The sequence below is a fragment of the Ensifer sp. ENS11 genome, assembly GCF_014851895.1.
In the GTDB taxonomy this organism is placed as follows: Bacteria; Pseudomonadota; Alphaproteobacteria; order Rhizobiales; family Rhizobiaceae; genus Ensifer; species Ensifer canadensis.
The window spans coordinates 79381-101241 of the sequence record NZ_JACVAN010000013.1 but is presented as its reverse complement, the minus strand read 5'-3'; the positions used below and the strand labels follow the sequence as shown (position 1 = coordinate 101241).

At 60.5% G+C, this 21861-nt stretch carries 15 protein-coding genes and 1 pseudogene; 4 read left to right on the top strand and 12 right to left on the bottom strand.

What is annotated here, in order from left to right; translation table 11 throughout:
- Positions 1-13 precede the first annotated feature (13 nt).
- The 11 genes and pseudogenes from IB264_RS22620 to IB264_RS22570 all read right to left on the bottom strand — a co-directional run bounded on the left by IB264_RS22620 (position 14) and on the right by IB264_RS22570 (position 15240).
- Positions 14-1735 (bottom strand): beta-fructofuranosidase, encoded by a 1722-nt coding sequence (locus tag IB264_RS22620; RefSeq protein WP_025431304.1) that lies wholly within the window; start codon positions 1733-1735, stop codon positions 14-16.
- Positions 1736-1738: 3 nt separating this feature from the next.
- Positions 1739-2632 carry a carbohydrate ABC transporter permease gene (locus tag IB264_RS22615; protein WP_025431303.1) on the bottom strand — a complete coding sequence of 298 codons (894 nt, stop codon included), beginning with the start codon at positions 2630-2632 and terminating at the stop codon, positions 1739-1741.
- Positions 2625-3559, bottom strand: a pseudogene (locus IB264_RS22610) (carbohydrate ABC transporter permease). The gene IB264_RS22615 and the pseudogene IB264_RS22610 overlap by 8 nt, the downstream one beginning before the upstream one ends.
- A 96-nt stretch (positions 3560-3655) precedes the next feature.
- On the bottom strand, positions 3656-4948 hold the full coding sequence (locus IB264_RS22605) for a sugar ABC transporter substrate-binding protein (protein WP_025431301.1): 1293 nt from the start codon (positions 4946-4948) through the stop codon (positions 3656-3658).
- A 42-nt stretch (positions 4949-4990) separates the two neighbouring features.
- The gene (locus tag IB264_RS22600; protein WP_025431300.1) at positions 4991-5995 is read right to left on the bottom strand and encodes a LacI family DNA-binding transcriptional regulator; all 1005 of its coding nucleotides are present in this window, start codon (positions 5993-5995) and stop codon (positions 4991-4993) included.
- Positions 5996-6216: 221 nt separating this feature from the next.
- Positions 6217-7590, bottom strand: coding sequence for an alpha-glucosidase/alpha-galactosidase (locus IB264_RS22595; protein WP_025431299.1), 1374 nt, complete (start codon positions 7588-7590; stop codon positions 6217-6219).
- A gap of 23 nt (positions 7591-7613) precedes the next feature.
- Positions 7614-9266 carry an ABC transporter ATP-binding protein gene (locus tag IB264_RS22590; protein ID WP_245317855.1) on the bottom strand — a complete coding sequence of 551 codons (1653 nt, stop codon included), beginning with the start codon at positions 9264-9266 and terminating at the stop codon, positions 7614-7616.
- Positions 9267-9300: 34 nt separating this feature from the next.
- A complete protein-coding gene (locus tag IB264_RS22585; RefSeq protein WP_192434158.1) occupies positions 9301-10428 on the bottom strand; it encodes an ABC transporter permease in 1128 nt (375 codons plus the stop codon).
- Positions 10425-11438 carry an ABC transporter permease gene (locus tag IB264_RS22580; RefSeq protein WP_025431296.1) on the bottom strand — a complete coding sequence of 338 codons (1014 nt, stop codon included), beginning with the start codon at positions 11436-11438 and terminating at the stop codon, positions 10425-10427. Before IB264_RS22580 ends, IB264_RS22585 begins: the two co-directional genes overlap by 4 nt.
- A 109-nt stretch (positions 11439-11547) precedes the next feature.
- The gene (locus IB264_RS22575; RefSeq protein ID WP_025431295.1) at positions 11548-13632 is read right to left on the bottom strand and encodes an ABC transporter substrate-binding protein; all 2085 of its coding nucleotides are present in this window, start codon (positions 13630-13632) and stop codon (positions 11548-11550) included.
- 135 nt (positions 13633-13767) lie between these two features.
- On the bottom strand, positions 13768-15240 hold the full coding sequence (locus IB264_RS22570) for an alpha-glucosidase/alpha-galactosidase (RefSeq protein WP_192434157.1): 1473 nt from the start codon (positions 15238-15240) through the stop codon (positions 13768-13770).
- Between the two features lie 192 nt (positions 15241-15432).
- Between IB264_RS22570 and IB264_RS22565 the strand changes: the two genes are divergently transcribed.
- Complete coding sequence (locus tag IB264_RS22565) at positions 15433-16362, top strand: AraC family transcriptional regulator (RefSeq protein ID WP_192434156.1); 930 nt, start codon at positions 15433-15435, stop codon at positions 16360-16362.
- Between the two features lie 906 nt (positions 16363-17268).
- Here IB264_RS22565 and IB264_RS22560 read toward each other — a convergent pair.
- On the bottom strand, positions 17269-17439 hold the full coding sequence (locus IB264_RS22560; RefSeq protein WP_167578365.1) for a hypothetical protein: 171 nt from the start codon (positions 17437-17439) through the stop codon (positions 17269-17271).
- A 494-nt stretch (positions 17440-17933) separates the two neighbouring features.
- Between IB264_RS22560 and repA the strand changes: the two genes are divergently transcribed.
- From repA to repC, 3 genes are all read left to right on the top strand, one after another.
- A complete protein-coding gene (gene repA / locus IB264_RS22555; RefSeq protein WP_025431291.1) occupies positions 17934-19142 on the top strand; it encodes a plasmid partitioning protein RepA in 1209 nt (402 codons plus the stop codon).
- 94 nt (positions 19143-19236) lie between these two features.
- On the top strand, positions 19237-20253 hold the full coding sequence (gene repB / locus IB264_RS22550; protein ID WP_025431290.1) for a plasmid partitioning protein RepB: 1017 nt from the start codon (positions 19237-19239) through the stop codon (positions 20251-20253).
- Between the two features lie 205 nt (positions 20254-20458).
- On the top strand, positions 20459-21676 hold the full coding sequence (repC, locus tag IB264_RS22545) for a plasmid replication protein RepC (protein ID WP_192434155.1): 1218 nt from the start codon (positions 20459-20461) through the stop codon (positions 21674-21676).
- Positions 21677-21861 lie beyond the last annotated feature (185 nt).

The window sequence follows — 21861 nt, the reverse complement described above, 5'->3', positions numbered from 1 at the left end:
TCCCCTTGCGCGATCACAGTTCGAGTTGCCAGATCGTGGCGGCGGTAATGTTGTCCGCGGGCGCTGATAGGCGTGCCGTGCTGACGGTGGCAAAGCCTGGCAGACGTTTCGTTCCCGTCCAGCGACCGTTGTCGGCGAAGACCTCAATCGAGCCGACATCGAGGAAAATACGCAGCGTCGACGGTTGCGCCCCGACGGCGATGTATCGCGGTGCGCCCTTGCCGTCCGGCAGGTCGTAGTGGATGATCAGGCCTTCCGGTCCGAGCTGAACGCCGAGACCAACGTCCGGATGATCAAGCTCGAGATGAAACTGCGCACCCGGCGCCGCGAGTTCGATGACGATCTCGACCGCCCCGTTGTTAAGGCCGACAGGCTCCTGCCCCTTGAGTTTGTTGTCGTCGATCAGGTCACGACGCAGCGTCGCAACCGTTTCGACCGGCGGCGTCAGCAATGCGTCCTTTTCCAGCAGCAGCTGGCGAGGCAGTGTCATTGCCGTCGGAAAGTCTACTTTTTTTGACACCTCGGTCCAGTTGGCAAGCCAGGCGATGCCGATCGGCCCGGATCGATCGACGAATGCCTGGAAAGCATAGGCATCGGTCGCGAAATCCAGTTCCTGCTCGAATTCCTTGACGAAGCTGCGGCCGTCGAAGCGGCCGACCGTTGCCGCTGTGATGTTCCGGCGGCCGGTCTGCGGGTCGCGGCTCGTCAGCAGTCCGAAGATGAGCGCCCAGCGCGTTTTCGGATCATCAGCCGGGCCGTCGAGCGGCACGATGCACGGGCACTCCGCCGCCGTCATCCCGTACCGGTCTTCCCGGTGGATAATGCCGACAAAGGTCCAGTCGGAAGCACCGTTCGGATCGCCACTTTCGTAGAGCAGGACGACGCCGCCGGCGCGGTCGCGGCTGCCAATCAACATTTTCCAAAGGTGGTCCGGGCCCTTGAAGACATAGGGGTCGCGAAAGTCGAGCGTCAGGTCAAGACCGGACGGCCGGTCAGCAAGAATGATCTCTTGCGCGCCAAGCGTGATCTGGTCGTGCGATACCGCCGTCAATTGGATCTGCTCTTCGGGTTCCCGGTCCTTGACCTGCTCGGTGAAGAAGACACGGATACCCGGTTCACCAGACGATAGTGGAATTGCCGAGCCGGAAAACGCCCCGCCGCGGCCATCGGCGCGGGCCGAAAGGTCCGAGGAGGGAAACAGGAAGATCGGCAAGTGTCGCCAATGAATGTAGTCGTCCGATACGGCATGGCCCCAATGCATGGTGTTCCAGCGCAGGCTGTGCGGATAGTGCTGGTAGAAGAGATGGACATGGTCGCCAAAACGGCCAAACCCGTTGGGATCGTTCATCCATCCGAAGGGTGGGCGGAAGTGGTACCCGCCGGCGACCGTCGGCGCCGCATTTTCCCGGCTGCTGTGCAGGATCTGAACGCCCTCGGTCAGAACATTCTGGTGCTGAAAGGCATAGGCAACGGAGACGAGCGTTGTGGTCGGATCATAGGCGAGAACGGTTCGACCGCCCTGCCCCAATTCCAGGCTGCGCTGCTCGAATTCGTCGCTGTTGGACGCGATCAGACGGTTGATTTCGCGGCCGCCCACGGTCGCTCTGATCTCGGCCGACGTTCCAGTTTGTCTCGCCTTGAGCCAGATGTGGATCGTGGTCGCATCCGCAAGGACTGCACTGATCGTCTCGACGTCTGCGGCGGCGGCCGAAGCGGTTTCTGCATGCTTTGTCATTGATCAACCTTTCACGGCCGAGCCAACGAAGGAACTCACGAACCAGCGCTGGAAGGCAAGATAGAGGGCGAGGATAGGCAGCATCATCAACACGGATGCGGCCATGGCGCGGTCCCAATAGATGCTGTCCTGGCCAAAGAACGTGGCGATCGCGACGGCGATGGGCCGCGCATAATCGGTCTGGGTGACGAGGATCGGCCAAAGGTACTGGTTCCAGCTCTCGATCCCCATCAGGATCGAGACGGTGGCAAGTGCCGGCAGGCTGAGCGGCAGGAAAATCGACCGGTAGATGCGAAAGATCGATGCTCCGTCGATCTGCGCGGCCTCGAAGAGCTCCTTCGGAAGCTGGGCAAAGAATTGGTAGAAGAGGAAGATATAGAGCGGGCTGGCGATCCAGGGCACGATCTGCACGGCGAATGTATCCGTCATTCCGGCGCGTGACACCATGATCACGAGCGGCATGATGATGCTTTCCTGCGGAATGACGTAGAGGGCTATGACCAGTGAAAGGATCACTGCGCGGCCACGCACGGAGCCCCAGGCAAGGACAAAACCTGCCATGGAATTGACGATCAGGCCCGACCCGACCGTCAGCGCGAGGATGATTAGCGAATTCACCAGATAGCGCCCAAAGGCAAGCTCGCCTGAGAAATTGCCGACCTCCGCAAAGTTGGCGAGGGTCGGATCGGAGACCCAGAACGCCCTGAAACTCCCCATGTCGGCCAGGATCTGGAAACGATCGTCCTTCAGGCTGGCAATCAGCAGCATGAACAGGGGGGAGACGATGACGAGCGCGATAACAAGGATGCAGGCCGTCTGGACGATGCGTAGCGAACCAACGGCCGAGCGGGTGCGCATCACCTGCGCGTGCGGTGTGGAAATTGCGATATCAGACATCGAAACGCCTCAGAAGTTGACGCTGAAGCAGCGCGATAACGAGAACGATGAGAAAGAGAATGACCGATACGGCCGAAGCATAGCCGAGCTTCTGCTCCTCGAAGCCGGAGCGCACCATGTAGTGGACGACCGTCTCCGTGCTGCTCTTGGGACCGCCTTGGGTCAGGATGGCGACCTGCGTATAGAGCTTGAACGCCTGGATTGTCGTAATCACCAGAACGAAGACATGGGTCGGCCGCAAGCCCGGCATGGTCACATGCCAGAAGCGCTGCAGCGGGTTTGCGCCGTCGATCCGTGCTGCGTCGTAGAGTTCATCCGGAATGGACTGAAGGCCGGCGAGATAGACGATCATCTGGAAGCCGTAGGCCTGCCAGGCCGACAGCAGGACGATCGAGAACATTGCCCAGTTGGGGTCCCCGAGCCAGTCGATCGGTTCGATGGCTCCGCCCGACAGGAAACCGATCACCTGGTTGAACGGTCCGGTCGGGTATTGAAAGAGCGTTCCCCAGATGACGCAGACGACGACCATCGACGTGATCGCAGGCAGGAAGAACAGTCCGCGAAAGAGATTTCGAAATGGCATCTTCTGGTGCAGCAGCAGTGCGGTGGCAAATGCCAGGCCGCATTGCACCGGCAGGATCCAGAAAGTGAAACGCGAGACGTTCCAAAGCGATGTCCAGAAGAGATCGTCCCTAAAGATGCGCAGGAAGTTGCCGAAGCCGACAAAACGGACCGGCGTTGGCCGCGGGACCAGCGGTTGATTGGTCATCGCCGTCCAAACGACAACAGGAACGGAACGATAAGGAATATCGTCAGCAGCACCACCGCCGGCGCAAGCATGCCCATCTCCTGAAACAGCCGGCTCTTGTCCCGGCGCCAGGCGGGACGCGCTGCAATCGCCGGCTCGGCTGATTGTTGCAATGTCATATTCTCCTCCTCCTTAGATCGATGCGCAGGCCGGCGACGGGTACGATGGCGTTAGACCGGCTGCGGCCGCGCCATCGTGGTCCCGTCGTTGGTTGCCTATTGCTGCTCGTCGAATGGCGGGTACCCGTCGTTCTCCTCGATGTCCTCGTCGATCTTGGCCGCGGCCGCCGACAATGCCGTCTTGGCATCGCCCCCGTTGAAGATCTCGTCGACGGCCTGCATGAAGGTCGATGTGATGACTGGATAGGCCGGATGCGGGGGACGCGCGACCGCGGTCTTGGACGCCTGTTCGAATGCGACGGCGAGCGGACCACCGGTGTTGTACAAGGGGGATGCTGCTGCGAAGCTCTTCAAACCGGGATAGCCGGAATCGGCGATTGCATAATCCCGGTAGAGCTTGTCCTTCAGCATGAAGCTGACAAACTTGCCGGCGATGTCCGGATGCTCGGAGGCCGTCGTGATGCCCCAGATCCAGGTGCCGTTGGGGCTAGCACCCTTCGGCCCGAACTTCGGCAACGGCATGACGACGATGTCGTCCTTCATCGACGCGGCAGCTTCGGCGTAGAACCAGTGGCCCCCGAGTGCGAGCGCTGCAGGATGGCCTTCGGCGAAGAACTGGTTGGTGCCGGAAGATTGCGGCACGACCCAGCCGTTCTTGACCCATGTCTGCATCATCGTCAGGGCCTTGACGCACGCATCGCTATCTAGGGTGCCTGTCGATTTCCAGGTCGTACGATTGATCAGGTCGCAGCCCGCCGACTGCAGGATCGGGCCGTAGGCGTAGGTGATCCATTCGGTTTTGATGCCGTATCCGCGAAACGTGTCGATCGGCCACTTGACGCCATCGACCTTGGCGAGCTTTTCGAGGTAACCTTCAAATTCTTCCTGTGTCCAGGCATCGTCCACCGACTTCGGAATGCGGGCGCCGATCGCTTCCAGATACTTCCTGTTGCCGTAAAGCACGACGGAGGAGTCGGTCAGGCCGATTGCATAGAGATCCTTGTCGATCGGATAAGTGCCCTGGGCGATGTTCGACGGCGTCATGTCGTCGAGAACATCCTGATCGATCAGAGATTTGATCGGCTGCAGGTAACCGGACCAGACATAGTTGGCGAGGAAAGGTGCATCGAGTTCCATGACATCAGGCAACTGCTTGGACATGACCGCAGCGCTGAATTTTTCATTGTAGGCATCGTGCGGTGCGTAGATCAGCTCGACATCCACATCCGGATTGGCGGCTTCGAAGCGCTTGACGACATCGCCATAGGTCGAAACCCAACCTGGGTCGCCTTGGTGCATGACATGCAAGACTGTCTTCGCCTCTGCACCCACGGCGGTGGCCATAAGGGCAACCGACCCCATTAACATTGAAAGTAAACGTTTACCCATCACTGCAACTCCTCCTCGACAGGGTTTGGTCTTTCAGTTTGATCAGACGGATGAGCGCTCCACCAACTGAAACGCGAGTTTGCGCACCTCGCCGGGGGCGCTATTTTCGGCAAGCAGAATGTCTGCCGCCAGGCGGCCCATGGCACGATGCGGCAAAGCCATGGTCGTCAAAGGCGGATCAAGCCTGGTTGCAATGTCCACCTGGTTGTCGAAGCTTGCGACGGCGACGTCATCTGGAATTTGTGCACCCACCCGGCGCAATGCGGCGTAGACTTCCATGGCAACGCGATCGTTGCCGCAAAGGATCGCATCCGGACGCTCCGGTCCGTCCATCAGCGCAGTTACGTGCGCAAGCACGAGGCTGTGGGCCCGGTCGCTATAGATCGCCCGGCGGACCGCCGGCAGGACGCAGGCACGACCTGCATCAAGCCCGGCTTCGTCGAGAGCACGCCGGAAACCGGCCTCGCGCAGCTCTCCTGCCAGAAGCCCCGGCAGGTTGATGAAGGCAATATTCCGGCGGCCAGCCTCGATCAGATAGGTCGTGATCTCGTGAGCGGCAGCGATCTCGTCCGGCACCAAGGACGTCACTTTGTCATTGGCCTCACGGCAATTGATCATGACGCCGACCGTATCTGCGAACTCCGCCGGCAGCGATACCGTCTTGTGATACATCGCGGCGTAGGCAATCGCGCGTGGGCGGAAGCGGCGCACCTCTTCAAGCACGGAGGCCACATCGCGACCTCCGCCGAGCGTCATTGCAAAGACCGCCATGTCCGCCGCGCGGGCGGCACCATCCAGTCCGCGGATGATCTCGGTGGCGAAGGGCGAGGTGATCAAGTCATCGGCAACGACACCGATCAGCGGCATCCAACCCTGTCGCATGCCACGAGCGGCCAGGTTGGTGACGTAACCCAACTCTTCGGCGATTTCCTTGATGCGCAGTCGCGTTTGTTCCGACATTCGCGCCGAGCCGCCATGCAACGCACCCGAAACGGTCTTGATGGAAACGCCGGCGCGTTCAGCAATGTCGCTCAATGAGGTCGTCACGGGCAGTCCTTGGGTTAACGGTTACCCAGTCATTACCCGATCGCGATAATTGAGTCAATCTCAGGCACCAATCAACCGCAGTTGGGGTTTGTAGCAAAGGGTTTATCACCCGCTCCGGCATAGCATGTCGATCGCTATCGACCCGTCCGGCTGGCGACCGAAGGAAAGCCCCGGAACTGGGAGGTTCCGGGGCTTCCTCGCCGCGCGACCGGGAGAAAAAGCTACGCGGCGTGAACCTTTCTTGCGCTTCTTGCCCATTCCGGGATCCAGTTGCCGTGAGCGGCAAGCAGGTCGTCGGTGAGCGACCAGATCTGGTCGAGATCGAGTTCGGCGGCCGTGTGCGGATCCATCATGGCCGCATGATAGAGATGCTCGCGGTTCTCGGTCATCATCGCGGCGACCGTCAGTTCCTGCACGTTGATGTTGGTGCGGATCAGTGCGGTCAACTGCGGCGGCAGATCGCCGATAAAGGTCGGCTGTATGCCGTTTTCATCCACCAGGCATGGCACTTCCGCTGCGCAATTGTCGGGCAGCGAGGTGATGCAGCCATTGTTGCGCAGGTTGCCGTAGATGACCGAGGGCTCGCCGGTCCAGACGGAGTTCATGATGGAGGAGGCATACTCCTTCGACGGCTTGACCTCGATCTTGTCGGCGGAGCGATAGGCCGCTGCCTGCCCTTTCCAACGCTCGATCTGCTCGATGCAGCGCTTGGGATATTCGTCGAGCGGGATGCCGAATTTTTCGATCAGATCGTCGCGGCCTTCCTTGATGAAATAGGGCGTGTATTCGGCGAAGTGCTCCGAACTTTCGGTCACGAAATAGCCGAGCCGCGTCAGCATCTCGTAACGCACCTTGTTCGGGCAACGCGGATTCCAATGGCTGGGCTTCGGGAAGCGGCCTTCGCGATAACCGCGCAGAAGATCTGGATAAAGGTTGCGATAGGATCCGTCCGGCTGGCGGTGCTCGAATTTGAGGAAGAACGCCATGTGGTTGATGCCGGCCGAGCGGTAGCGGATCTCCTCGTAAGGAATGTTCAGATCCTCGGCGAGTTCCAGCGCCGTGCCCTGCACGGAGTGGCAAAGGCCGACCTGCTTGATCCGGGGATATTTCTCGGCGATCGCCCAGGTGTTGATCGCCATCGGGTTGACGTATTGCAAGAGGATTGCCTCGGGGCAGACCTCGGTCATATCAGCGCAGATCTTCCAGAGATGCGGCACGGTGCGCAGGCCGCGCATGATGCCACCGACGCCGAGTGTGTCGGCGATGGTCTGACGCAGGCCATACTCCTTCGGCACCTCGAAATCCGTGACCGTGCAGGGCTCGTAGCCGCCGATCTGGAATGCGACGACGACGAAGTCGGCACCATCGAGCGCCTTGCGCTGGTTGGCATGCAACTCGATGGTCGCTTTGGCGCCGAGCGTTGAGATCAGTTTCCGTACGACGACTTCGCTTTCCTCGAGCCGTTGCGGATTGATGTCCATCAGCGCGATCTTTGCATCCGACAGGGCCGGACGCTGCAGAACGTCGCCGATGATGTTCTTCATGAACACGGTCGAGCCGGCGCCGATGAAAGTGATCTTGGGTTGTCTGGTCATGGATTGCCTCTGCTTTCTGACGATCATGCTGCCACATCGAAGGCGGCTCGAACGAGCCGCTCGGTGTAGGCGGTCTTGGGATTGGTAAGAATGTCGTGCACCGGTCCCTCCTCGACGATCTTGCCGTTCTGCATCACCACGACGCGGTGGCAGAGTGCGCGCACGACCTTGAGGTCATGGGAGATGAAGAGGTAGCTCAGGCCCCGCTCGTCCTGTAGTCGGCGCAAGAGGTCGATGATCTGCGCCTGGACGGAAAGGTCGAGCGCCGAGGTCGGTTCGTCGAGCAGGATGAATTCCGGCTCGAGCGCGACGGCGCGGGCGATGGCGATGCGCTGGCGCTGACCGCCGGAGAATTCATGCGGGAAGCGTGAAAGGATATTGCCCGGCATGCCCGCGGCGACCAGCGCATCCACGACCCGGTCGAGCCGTTCCTTGCGGTTTTGTCCTATGCCGTTGACGACGAGCCCCTCCTCGATGATCTGGCCCACCGACATGCGCGGGTTGAGCGAGGCAAAGGGATCCTGGAAGACGATCTGCATGCGCGAGCGCAACGGCCGCATTGCGGTGCGGTCCTTGTCGTGGATCGGGACGCCGTCGAAGAAGATTTCGCCGCCATCGGTGTTGATCAGGCGGATCAAGGCCTGTCCGAAGGTCGTCTTGCCCGATCCGGATTCGCCGACCACTCCGAGTGTCTCATGCTTGCGCAGATTAAGGCTGAGACTGTCGACGGCAACCAGCTCGGAAAGCTGGGGTCGGAACAAGCCGCCCTTCTTCAGCATGAAGGACACGCGGACGTTTCGTCCATCGAGTATGATCGGCACATCGTCCGGCAGCGGATTGGCCGCCCCCGATGGTTCCGACGACAAAAGCCGCTTCGTATAGGGATGTAGCGGATTGCCGAACAGATCGGCGGTGGTGTTGTGCTCCTTCACTTCGCCATGCTGCATGACATAGACGTAGTCGGAAAACTGGCGCACCACGGTCAGGTCGTGGGTGATCAGGATCACCGCCATGCCGAGCTCGCGCTGCAAGTCGCGGATCAGGTTGAGGATCTGCGCCTGAACGGTGACGTCGAGCGCCGTCGTCGGCTCGTCGGCGATCAGCACGTCAGGCTCGTTGGCAAGCGCCATGGCGATCATCACCCGTTGGCGCTGACCGCCGGAAAGCTGGTGCGGATACTGGTTGAGCCTGAGCTCGGGATCCGGGATCCTCACATGACGCAGCAATTCAAGCGCGCGCTCGGTGGCCGCGCGCCGGCCGAGCTTGCGATGCGCCCGGATCGCCTCGACGATCTGCGCGCCGACCGTGTAGACGGGATTGAGCGAGCTCATCGGCTCCTGGAAAATCATCGCCAGGCGATCGCCGCGCAGGCCCCGCCGCTCGCGCGCGGAAAACTTGAGCACGTCCTTGCCGTCATATTCGATGCGGGACTGCGAGGCGATCGTCGCGCGCTTGGAGAGAAGCCCCATAATGGTCCGCGCCGTCACTGATTTGCCCGAGCCGGATTCGCCGACGATGGCGATGGTCTCGCCGCGATAGAGCTGGAAGGACACGTCCTTCACCGCTTCTACCGTGCCGTGTTCGACCTTGAAATTGACCGCGACGTTGCGCGCGTCGATGACCGGCTTGCCGTCTCGGCTCGAAAGGTCCTTCCTTTCGACGGGGGCAGCGGCCATGAAGTCGATCGTTTCTGCCATGAGACGCTCCTCCTCAATAGGGGTCGATTGCATCGCGCAGGCCGTCGCCCAGCGCATTAAAGGCGAAGACTGTGACAAGCACGAAGGCAACGGGCGATAGAATCCAGGGATAGGACCCGATGACCGAATAGGTGGCGGTGTCCTGCAGCATCAGTCCCCAGGAAATCAGCGGTGGCTTGACCGCAAAACCGAGGAAGCCCAGGAACGATTCCAGCAGCACCACTTGCGGGATGGACAAGGTGACGGCGACGATCACATGGCTCATCACGTTTGGGAAAATGTGCTGGAAGATGATGCGCCGGTCGCTGGCGCCGACGGCAATGGCCGCCCGCACATAGTCGATACGGGCGAGCGCCAACGTCTTGCCGCGAACCTCGCGCGACATCTGCGCCCAGCCGAGCGCCGACATGACGATGATGACGAAGGCGAGGAACACACTCGTTGGCGCCGTTACCGGGATCAGCGACGCCAGTGCCAGATAGAGCGGCAATTGCGGGAAGGCCAACACCAGCTCGACGAAACGCTGTGTCCAGGCATCGAAGCGCCCGCCAAAATAGCCCGACGCCATGCCGACGGTCGTGCCGACGACGGTGACGATCGAGACGACGATCAGGGCGATCATCAGCGAGATGCGCGACCCATGAAGAATGCGCGAGAGCACGTCGCGGCCGAACTTGTCGGTTCCAAGCAGGTGCACCGGTGAACCGTCGATTGCGCCGAAAAGGTGCCGCTCGGCCGGGATCAGGCCGAAGAGGCGATAAGGCGATCCCTTGACGAAGAAACCGAGGACCTGCGGATTGGCATAGTCCGGGCCGATCTTCGGCTGGAAGGTGATGGGATCGAGCTCTTCGGTCTCGCGCAGGGGATAGCTGCGCGGCGGGAAGACGAAATTGCCCTCCTGGTCGCTGAAGTTGATTGCCTGCGGCGGTGCGAAGCCGACACCGGTCGCCTTCGGATCAACCGGTGACAGGAAATCGGCGAAAATCGCCATGACGAGCAGCAGACCGACGAGGATCAGTCCGAGCATCCCGGTCCAGGAGCGCTTGAACCGACGCCATACGAGCGCCGAATAGCTTTCGTTGTGCTGTTCGTCCTTGGGTTCGACGGTAAGGGGAATGGCGCTGTGCATTTCGACGGTCATGCGTGGGCTCCTCCCCCCATGCGCACGCGCGGGTCGAGAGCGGCGAGCAAGAGGTCTGCGATGATGTTGCCGAGGATCAAGGTCGCCGAGAGCACCAGCATGAAGGTCGCGGTGACATAGACGTCTCCCACCCACATGGAGCCAACGATGGCGGGACCGACTGTCGGCAGCGCGAAGATGATTGCGGTCTCGATTTCGCCGGTCAACATGTAGGGCAGGACGACGCCCTGATACATGATCAGCGGATGCAGGGCATTGGGCACGGCATGGCGCATGACCACGGCCCCTTCGCTCAAACCCTTCGCCCGGGCGGTCTCGACATATTGCGCATTTAGCGTGTCGAGCAGATTGCCGCGCATCACGCGCATATTGTAGGCGAGGCCGCCGAAGGTTGCGATCGCCACGACCGGCCAGACATGTTTGATGAGATCGACGAACTTGCCCCAGGACCAGGGCGCGCCGCCATAGCGGGCGGAGTGGAAGCTGTTGATTTCGCTGACATTGAAGTGGAAGACGAGGACATAGACGATGATCAGCGCCATCAGGAAGCGCGGCACCGTCATGCCGAGGAAGGAGACGGTCGAAAGTAGGCTGTCGATCCAGGAGTATTGCCGGGTCGCTGCAATGATGCCGAAGGAAATGCCGATAACCGACGCAAGGATATGGCAGACGAGAGCAAGCACGAGCGTGCGCGGCAAGCGCTCGCTGACGACATCGGCGACGGGCTTGTTGTAGTAGAGGCTGTGGCCGAAATCGCCGCGCGTCAGAATGCCTGTCATCCAGGTGACGTATTGGACCGGCATCGGCTTATCGAGACCGTGCTCCTTGCGATAGGCCTGCGCCTGCGCATCGGCCTCCTCGAAGGAGGCCCCGCCCTGGTTGATGAGCTGCGAGCGGATGTAGTCGCTATAGTCTCCCGGCGGCGCCTGGATGATGGCGAAGGTCGCTACGCTTAGGACCAGCAGCACCGGAATGGCAGAGGCGATGCGGACAAGCAGAAATCTGAACATGCCGTTTCCTTCTGTCGGATGGGCTTGCAGTGCGCCGGCTAGACGGCGCACCGGGTGAAGGCGGGTTCCTCCTCCGGCCCGAGAGCGGGCCGGAGGAGGCGAGGTCTCGTCAGTTGCTCGGCCCGCTCTCACCCGGCTTGCCCGGAAGCTGCTCGGCGAAGAGTTCGAAGTCGGCCTGCTTGTCGGCCGCCACGAAGACCCGCTCGCGGATGATTGTGTCTTCCGCCCAGTTGAACATCAAAATGGGCGCGCCTGTCGGAATGTTCGAGAAGCGCTTGTTGATGATCAGCGCGCCGGGATATTCGGTCAGACCAACGGTATCGACATTGGACGTTGCGACCTTCTGATACTGCTTCATCAGTTCCGCGCGCTCGGCGTTGTCGTTGGTCGCGATGAACTTGTTGACGATGTCGACAAGCTCCTTCTCGAACGGCATCAGGTCAGGAACACCGCCTTCCGGAGCGCGATGGTGCCAGCTCGTTCGCGGGCCGGTTGCCGCGAGTTGCGGGGTGTTTTGAACGACGGAAGCAAATTCCGCCTGATTGCGGTGCACCATCCAGTCGAAGCGACCGGAATAGTTGGCCGCGTCGCGCTGCTTGCCGTCCAGCGCATTGAGCACGACCCGCAAGCCGAGCTTCTCCATTTGCCCGATGATGCCCTCGGCCAGATTCCTGTCTGTGCCTGTGTCCGAGGCCACCAGCAGCACGATCTCGACATCGCGCCCACCGAGCTTGTCGGACGGGAAGTTGACAAAGCCGTTGCCGTCGGTGTCCTTGAGGCCGACCTTCTCGAGCAGCGCCTTCGCACCGTCGAGGTCATAGGGGTAATAGACCGTCGACTGCCGATCGTAGAAGCTCGTACCGGAGGAAATGCCGCCCGGATAAATCGCCGTGAAGGGTCCCTTGACCAGAGCCTCACCGAGCTTCTTCCGGTCGACCGCCATGGTCACCGCCTTGCGGAAATCCTCGTTGCGGTTGAGTTCGCGCACCGCCTGGGCCCGCTCGTCTGGCTCACCCCAGCCATTGGCCGAGAAGTTCATGTGCATGTTGTAGCCGATGAGACGCGGACCGAAGGCCAGCCGGGCGGGGGCTGCCTCGTCGGCTGCGCGCTTCAGCGATTCGACGAAGTTTTCCGGCTGCTCCAGGTTTGAGAAATCGCCCGAACCGGCGACCGCCTGCACGTCGCGGTCGGCCCAGGTCGAGAGCTTGTAGTGGAGCTCGTTGAGGTAGGGCAGCTGGTTGCCGGCCTCGTCGACCTTCCAATAGTAGGGGTTGCGGCGCAGCACGATGATGTCGTCCGGCCGATAGGCGACCGGCACCCAAGCACCCATCACCGGAATATTCATGTATTCCGCCGGAAAGCCGTTCTTGTACTGGTCATAGGTCGTGCCGGCATATTTTGGATGTTTGGTCTTGAGGATATGCGACGGGCCGGGGCAGAAGGTGCCATAGGCCATGGCATATAGGTGTTGGCGCGGGAAGGCCTCCTTGAAGGTCCATTCGACCGTATATTTGTCGATCTGCTTCAACGTCGTTCCTTCGCCGAAGGTCTCGGGCGTCGCGCCGTTCAGCGGCGTCACGCTCGGATCGAGAACATTGTCCTCCCAGTAGAACATGACGTCCTCGGCGTCGAAGGGATCGCCGTCCGACCATTTCGCGCCCTCGACGAGATGCATGGTCAGCTTGTGTCCGTCCTCGGACCAGTCCCAGCTCTTTGCGAGGTTCGGCAGCGGTTCGACGTCCTTCGCCTCCACCTGGAAGAGTGGCGCCGTACGCGTCAGGCATTCCGACATGCCGATATCGATGCCGCCCCAGCCCTGGCTCTGGCCGGCGCTGTAGTTCCAGCCCTCCGGCCGGCCGCCGATCACGTGGCGCAGCGTGTCGCCATAGACGCCGACGCCATCGGGCATGTTGCCGGTCTTGAAGACCATCGGTTCCTTCGGCAGGCGCTCGGCGACCGGCGGCAGCTTGCCGGCCTTCACGTATTTCTCGGTGACCCAGGCCGGCTCCTTGTATTCCGGCAACGCCTTGAACTCGGCGATCGAGTCGCGTGGCACATAGGTGATTTTGCCCTGCGCCGGAAAGGGTGGCTGCTCGGGCACGACAGTCGGCTCCGATGCGGCTGCCTGCAGCGCGAAGCTTGAGATGCCGACGAGCAGCAGGCTCGCCATTTTCGTCAGTCGGTGGCTGTTCATGGTCTGTGGTTCTCCCTCATCTATCTGCCACGCCGAAGGGTGGCCTCCTCCTAGAAAGTCTCAGAATGTCCCGCGGGCGCGGGCATATGGCGGCAAGCGGGTCCGCGTCTCCTCACGCGGTGGCCCCGCCGGCCGTCAACCGGCGGCGCGGGCTTTGGTCGCCTGTCGCTCGGCGCGGATCTCGTCCACCGAACGTACCTGGCGTCGCGCCGCGCCGTTCCAATCGCGGGTCTTGACGGTCGCCCGGCTCAGGCGCTCTCTGGCACCGTCGATCGCGTGGGCGTATTGCGGTAGCCAGTTGGCTTGCGCGACCACCATCTCGTCGACCATCTGCCAGACCTCCTCTGGCGTACAGATGGCGCCAACCAGCGGATCGTGCAGCATCGCCAGCTTGAGCAGATCGAGATCGCCGGAAATGGCAGCATGCACCGACATGCGCTGGACATTGATCGAGGACAGGCAGGTGGCGGCGCAGGCCTCGGGAAGCGTGATGCCCGAGACCATGTTGATGCCGAAGCGATCGACGAAGCCGGGAGACTCGATGATTGCATCGGCAGGCAGATTGGTAATGACGCCGGTATTCTTGACGTTGAAATGGCCGCGATAGACGCGCGCCGTCTCCAGAGCCTCCAGGATGTGGCTGGCGTGCTCGTTCGAGCGCTTCGTCGCATCGATCGGACGCCGGGCATCCTCCAGGAACTGCGGGAACTCGGTTTCGAACCAGTTGCGGGTTTCCGTCGAATAGCGGAGGTAGCCGCCGGTTTCGCCATGGATCCAGTCCGACATGTCGATCCAGCGGGTGATCTCCTCCGGACGCTTGCGATACCAGGGAAGGTATTCGGAGAGGTGGCCGTTGCTCTCGGTGGAATAGACCCCGAAGCGCCTCAGCACGTCGATCCGGAGCTTTTCCTGCTTCGAGAAGACCGGATGGGCCTCGAAGGCGGCGACGAGTTCATCCTTGCCGATCTTGCGACCGCGCAGCCTGATGTCGACGAACCACGTCTGGTGATTGATGCCGGAGCAGATGAAGTCGAGCTCGCCTTCCCCGGCGCCGAGGATTTCGGCGATCTGCTCGCCGCCATGCTGGACGCCGTGGCAAAGCCCGACCGTGTCGACCTTGCCGTACTCGATCGCCGCCCAGGTGTTCATCGCCATCGGGTTGGCATAATTGAGGAACTTCGCGCCCGGCTCGGCCAGTTCACGGATATCCTTGCAGAAATCGAGGATGACCGGAATGTTGCGCTGGCCATAGAGAATGCCGCCGGCGCAGATCGTATCGCCGACGCACTGGTCGACGCCGTATTTGAGCGGGATACGGATATCATCCGCATAGGCGCTGAGCCCGCCGACCCGCACGCAGCTGATGATATAGCGGGCGCCTGCGATCGCTTCGCGGCGGTCGGTCGATGCGGTGACCCTGGTCGGCAAGTTGTTGGCTTCGACGATCTTGTCGAGGATTGACTTGATCATGTCGAGGTTGTGCGCGCTGACGTCGGTGAGCGCGAACTCGACATCGTGGAACTCCGGAATGCAGAGAATATCGGTAAAGAGCTTCTTGGTGAAACCGACGCTGCCGGCGCCGATGATGGCAATCTTGAAGTTACTCATGCTGTCCTCGTCGCTGTTCGTTCGACCAAATAAAGGCAGTCTGGGTAAAATTGGTGCGCCGACAAGGTTTCGCCAAAGCGCGGTTCCCCTCCCGGTTTACTCCCCTCGCTCCGCCTGAAATCGGCCGTCTTGCTTTGTTGGAGGGCATTATGCGTATAATGCTTGGAGTCGCCAGAGAGGTATTGTGCTTTCATGGGTAATTCTATGCTGAAACGGCTGATCGAGAATGGCCCTGCCATGAAGACGGTCTCGCTGCCGCGCGGGCGTCACAGCCTGCACACCATGCCGACCAGCACGGGTTATGAGATCCGCACGGATGGAAGTTACGATTGGGATGGTCGCAAGCGGGGACAGACACCGTTTACCGTGCTGCAGTATACGATCTCGGGCGCGGGAAACCTGCGCTACGAGGCGCGCAACCACCGTGTGCGCGAGGGCGAGACGCTGCTCTTGCTGGTGCCGCACAACCACCGCTACTGGCTCGAGCAGAATGGTCGTTGGGAGTTCTTCTGGATATCGATGAACGGCGAAGAGGCACTGCGCATCCACAAGGCCATTCTTTCGACAACCGGACCAGTCCTGAACCTGAAGCCCGAGACGATCGAGCACCTGGCAGACTGCAGTCTGCGGCTGATTTCAGGTGGCGGCGAAGCGCCGGGCAGCGCATCGGCAATCGCCTACGAGGCCGCAATGGCACTCTATGACGACGTCTTCGGCGCCCATCCCGTATTCAGCCAGGAATACCGGACAATGCAGCATGTCATTCAACATATCATGGCGAACCTTGCGCATCCCCTTCCCGTCGAGACGCTGGCCGAAGTCTCCGGGCTCAGCCGGGCACATTTTTCGCGCGTCTTTGCCGCCAGCGAAGGCATGCCGCCCGCGGAGTTCGTGCTGCGCAAGCGATTGCAGCGGGCAACGAAACTCCTGACAAAGGCGGCACATCTCTCGGTCAAGGAAGTGTCGATCATGTCCGGCTTCGAAGACCCGAACTATTTCGCCAAAGTGTTTCGACGCTATTTTGGTGCGAGCCCCACCGAGTTCCGTACGACCGGGATGTATTCGAGTGTGGCGGCGAGAAGCCAGGAAGCGGTGAACCACTCTCGTGGGGAAAACGAATAGCCAACGTTGCGGCCAGCGTGCTTTACGCCACAATCTCGTCTTCTAGGCCAATGGCCCGCCCCATCCAGCGGCGCGGAATTGCCGAACTGACAATCCTCCTTGAGCTCCCTTTCTGCACCGGTTCTGCTCATTCAATGCGCTGCTTAACCGCTTGCAGCTTTTAAGTGCCGGTCAGCCAAGGGAGCGCTTCGCAGCAATTGCTCGCTTGTCCTGGAACGGACGAGCAGCGCAGCATACGCATAGCTGCATTGCACAAAAAATGTTTTCCAAGTGATCAAAAAACGATCATAACGCTCACAGCTGATGCACATGGCGGCTTCTCCTCCCAGTGCCGCCGCAGCAGCTGTTCCCCTCTGGAGGTTTTATGACCTTCACACTTCATGGGCCGCGGTTTTCCGTAGGCCCATTTTTTTTGCCAAGATTTTCGGCCTGCGCGATCAATCGGCGCGTCCGGTTTGCGCAAAAGCCCGTTGCCGTTCGCGCACGGCGATGGCCCATTCCACCTGACACCCGCTTGATCCCGCTTAAGGCCACCGGAAGGCTGATGATTGCTGGCGCGCAGCCCAAAGATAGAGCCGCGCTGGGATGAATTGGCTGCGTCGCGGAGGGTTTTCTTATTCGGGAAATGCGTCGCCAACGTCGATCAGCTGATCGACTGAAGCGAAGTATGCGCAGAGCCATGTTCGGAGAACTGCGTCGGGGCGCGATTTATGATTTCGACTTTTGTCGGTCAAAGTCTTGAACTGACATAGCTTCGAGCCACGCCTTGACCAGCGTGGTTGCCTCGTGCGCCTTGGCGCCCATGTCGCTCGGTTGCACGCGATCTCGCCGCTTGTTTTACTTAGAGAGGCGTCGGGCCTACAAACCTTTGGCCAGCTTGCAATCGGCAATCACGCGCTGGATCGTCTAGGGCCGACCGGCCTCGACGACTGGCTCCTCTGCCGAAACGGGCTCTGCTTGCAGATCGGCTTCGAGGCTCAGATCCAGTTTCCCCCAGATCGATGTCTTTTGGTTGTCGGCCTTCGCCTTGCGGGACGGCTTTATCTCAACGATGAACGGCTTTGTCTGCTGACGCATAGATCCTCCAAGCGACGAATCGCGTTCAAACGATACCGATTGGTCAGGCGGACGCAACTGCCAGATCAGGTGAGTTCGCCGCTATCCGGCAGAAGACATCCGCGTAGAGGAGCAGCGACCTCGCAGTCGCGCGCAACCCATGCCCCTCCTCCGGCTCCGTCCGAATCAATTGATCCCGCAGCATAAAAAGAAGCCACCGGGGCGGCGATGCTGCCGTTTTGCCCTGTTACCAGTGTCGGTCAGTGTAAGAAACGGTTGACAACGCCATGTGAAGAGCCAGCAAAAGCAAGGCGCCTCCGGACGGAAAGATGATGCCAACATGTTGATAAATATACGAAAAGCGTCAAGGATAAGGCAGTGAGATGCCGTTTCCGCTGCAACCGCTAAGTTCTTGTTATCCCTAAAGCGGCTTGTCTGCCGACATCGAATCGTGTCTCTACTTCCAGACGGAAACAATGCGTCAGACGCGAAGAAACCGTTTTGAAGAGACCCCGATGTTGAAGCCCGCGAATCCCCAGGTTGAAAACGAGACGACTTCCGAGCGTATCACACGCCAGGCGACCGCGCTTTCGGACCGTCTGCGGGCCGTCGGTGAAATTGCTTTTCCGCCGAAGGCGATGAAGAGCCTGAGGTCGTTTACCTCAGGAGAGGTCGCGCAGATCGTTGGTGTATCGGACGGTTATCTCAGGCAATTGTCCTTGGACGGCCTCGGGCCGATGCCGGAACTGGGCACCGCTGGTCGCCGTTCCTACACACTGCGCCAGATCAACGAGCTTCGCGCCTATCTTGCCGAAGCACGCCCAAAGGAAGCCTTGAAGTTCTGGCCGCGCCGCCGCGAAGGAGACAAGCTCCAGATCATCAGCGTCGCCAACTTCAAGGGCGGCTCAGCCAAGACGACGTCGTCGCTATACCTCGCACAGGGGCTGGCGTTGCAGGGTTACCGCGTTCTGGCGATCGACCTCGATCCCCAGGCGTCGCTGTCTGCCATGTTCGGTTACCAGCCGGAATTCGACATTGCCGAAAACACCACCCTCTACGGCGCGATCCGCTACGATGAGGAGCGGGTCAACATGCGTTCGGTGATCCGATCGACCTATTTCGAGGGCATAGACCTCGTCCCGGGCAATCTCGAGCTGATGGAGTTCGAGCATGAAACCCCCCGTGCAATGGGCAAGCGATCCGGACCCGAGGATCTGTTCTTTCGCCGCGTCGCTGCCGCCATCGATGAAGTCGAGGCGGACTATGACGTCGTTGTCATCGACTGCCCGCCGCAACTCGGCTTCCTGACCATGGGCGCCCTCAATGCGGCAACCGGCATGCTGGTGACGATCCACCCGCAGATGGTCGATGTCGCATCGATGAGCCAGTTCCTGTTGATGACAGCCGATCTCATCGCGGTGATCGAGGATGCCGGCGCGCATCTGAATTACGATTTCATGAAATTCGTCGTGACCAGGCACGATCCGCGCGACGTGCCCGAGCAGGAGATCGTCGGACTGTTGCGCGACCTCTTTGGAAGCGATGTCCTCAGGGCTACGGCATGGAAGTCGACGGCCATTGCCAATGCCGGCCTTACCAAGCAGTCGCTGTTCGAATTGTCGAAAGGCGCCGTCGGACGGTCCGTTTATGACCGAGCCATGGAATCCGTCAATGCGGTCAACACCGAGGTGATCGACCTGATTTCGAAGGTATGGCAGCGATGAGTGATTGCTCCCATTCCGTGCCAGTACTCTTTCCCCTTGGGCGGGGAATGTTGTCTACAGACAACGCCTCGCCTGTAACGAGGAGGTCCCTCCATTGAGCAAACGCACCCAGTCCATTCGCTCGATGTTTTCCGGCCAGAGCGAGCACTCCGTTGATGGTGACATCAAGCGGCCGGCGCTGCCGCGTATGAGTTCCGGCGCAGTCCGCTCGCTCAAGGACACCTTTTCGGACGTCGAGAAGGAGTATGAAGTTCTTCGCGCAAAGCTCGCGTCGGGCCAGCTCGCCGTGGAGATCGATCCCACCCTGATCGATCCCTCGCCTTTGGCCGATCGCTTCAGCGAGCAGGACCCAGCCAGTTTCGAGGCACTGATAACTTCGATCCGGGAAAGAGGACAGGAAATTCCCGTCCTCCTCCGCGAGCATCCTTCTTTATCCGGTCGCTACCAAAGCGCCTACGGACATCGGCGCATTCGCGCCGCTCGTGCGCTCGGCATTCCCGTCAAGGCCTATGTGCGCTCGCTGAGCGATGAAGATCTAGTCGTGGCGCAAGGTGTGGAGAACTCCGCCCGCGAAGATCTGAGCTTCATCGAACGCGCGGTATTTGCTTGCCGTTTGGAGGATGCCGGCTTTGCCCGTGCGCTGATCCAGTCGGCACTTTCTGTCGACCGGGCTGAAGTTTCCAAGCTGGTCGCTGTCGCACGCGCATTGCCGCGCGAACTTGTGGACGCCATCGGGCGGGCACCGAAAATCGGTCGAGGCCGCTGGCAGTCACTGGTTGATGCGATCGGCAACGAGCCGGCATTGAAGCGCGCCTTGGCGGTTGCAACCAAAGCCGGCTTTACGACACGGGAAACGGATGACCGCTTTATGCTGGCCTTTGCGGCCGCGACAAAGTCCGAAAAAGGGCAAGCCGCTGGGCTTGCACCTGAGACTGTCACTAGTGGATCGGGTGCGGAGATCGGAAAAGTGGCCACGACTGACAAGCAATGGCGCCTGTCGATCCGGCGCGATCGGCATGACGGATTTGCAGATTATCTGACGGCGAAATTGCCCGAGTTGTTTGAAGCTTACGAGGCGGCGCTGGAGAAAACGCAGAGCAGCGCCGAATAGGGCGCCGTCCTGAAGACTGAAAATATCGAGGAGCAACACGGCAAAAAGAAAAAAGGCCCCCGAAACACCGTCTCTGAAGGCCCTTTCTCGTCATTTGGCGATTTCGAGATTCGCACTTCCGGGATTCACAGTCAAGACTCTCTTCGGAGATTTGGCGCCGTTTCGGTGACTGGCATTCCTTTGCCTGAAAGAAGGTAAGGCTGAAATGGACAGGTTATCCGTAACGACGCCATTCGGGCGGCGGCCGATGTCGCTTGCCCTGGTGAAGGGGCAAATCAGATCGTCCGGCATCAAAGCCGGAAAAACGGTCGACAAGTGGAAGGTGCTTCGCGACGTATGCGAGGCACGGACGCTTCTCGGCGTCCAGGACCGCGCTCTGGCTGTGCTGAATGCACTTCTGTCATTCTATCCGCAGGGCGAACTGGCTGAGGGCAATGACCTCGTCGTGTTCCCGTCGAACGCCCAGCTGACCCATCGCGCCAATGGCATCGCCGGCAGCACGCTGCGCCGCTGCCTTGCTGCATTGGTCGAGGCTGGCCTGGTTTCGCGCAAGGACAGCCCCAATGGCAAGAGATATGCACGCAAGGACGGCGAAGGCGGCATAGAGGAGGCCTACGGCTTTGATCTCGCCCCGCTTTTGGCCCGCTCGGAAGAACTGGCAGGCCTGGCCCAGGAAGTTGCGGCAGAACGCCGGCGGTTCCTGATCGCCAAGGAGCGTGTCTCATTGTGCCGCCGGGATATTCGCAAGCTGATTACTGCCGCGATCGAGGAGGGGGCATCCGGCGATTGGGGGCATGCCGAAGACATGTTTGTCGCGCTGATTGCGCGAATTCCACGCCGCCCAAGCCTCAAGGATTTGCTGGCCATTGCCGACGAGATGACGCTTTTGCACGAAGAAGTCGTCAACATGCTGGATGATAACGCGATTTCCGAAAATATGGCTACCAATGGTGGTCTATCTGAGCGGCACATACAGAATTCAAAACCCGAATCCTTCCATGAACTTGAACCTCGCTCTGAAAAAGAGCAGGGCGAAAAGCCGCGGGCGGAAACCGGAGGAAAGCCGAAGGGGGTACAGCCATTCCCGTTGGAGATGGTTTTGCGAGCCTGCCCCGAAATCAAACCGTTCGGCCCGGACGGCGTGGTTTCCAGTTGGCGCGACCTGATGATGGCCGCGGTGACCGTCCGCTCGATGCTTGCCGTCAGCCCGTCGGCTTATGAGGAGGCGTGCGAGGTGATGGGCCCGGCAACGGCTGCATCCGTGGTGGCCTGTATGTACGAGCGGTCCGGACACATCAATTCGCCCGGCGGTTATCTCAGAGATCTGACAAACCGGGCGCGGCGCGGAGAGTTCTCGCTCGGGCCGATGCTGATGGCACTGCTTCGCGGGGCGCCGACATCCAATCTGGCTTCTGCGTCGTGAGCCGGGCTGCAGTTGGGCAGACTGCTCTCGGCTCGAAGCTTCCCCTTGTGAACTGCACCTAGCCTGAGACAGCGATCGCCATCGGTCTGGCAGTGTTTGCCACACCAGGGTCCGGCCGTTACTTCGAAAGGTTGACAAGCGGGTCGCCGTTTGCGGCGATCTGGCCTCGACTGTCGGCGTCACCA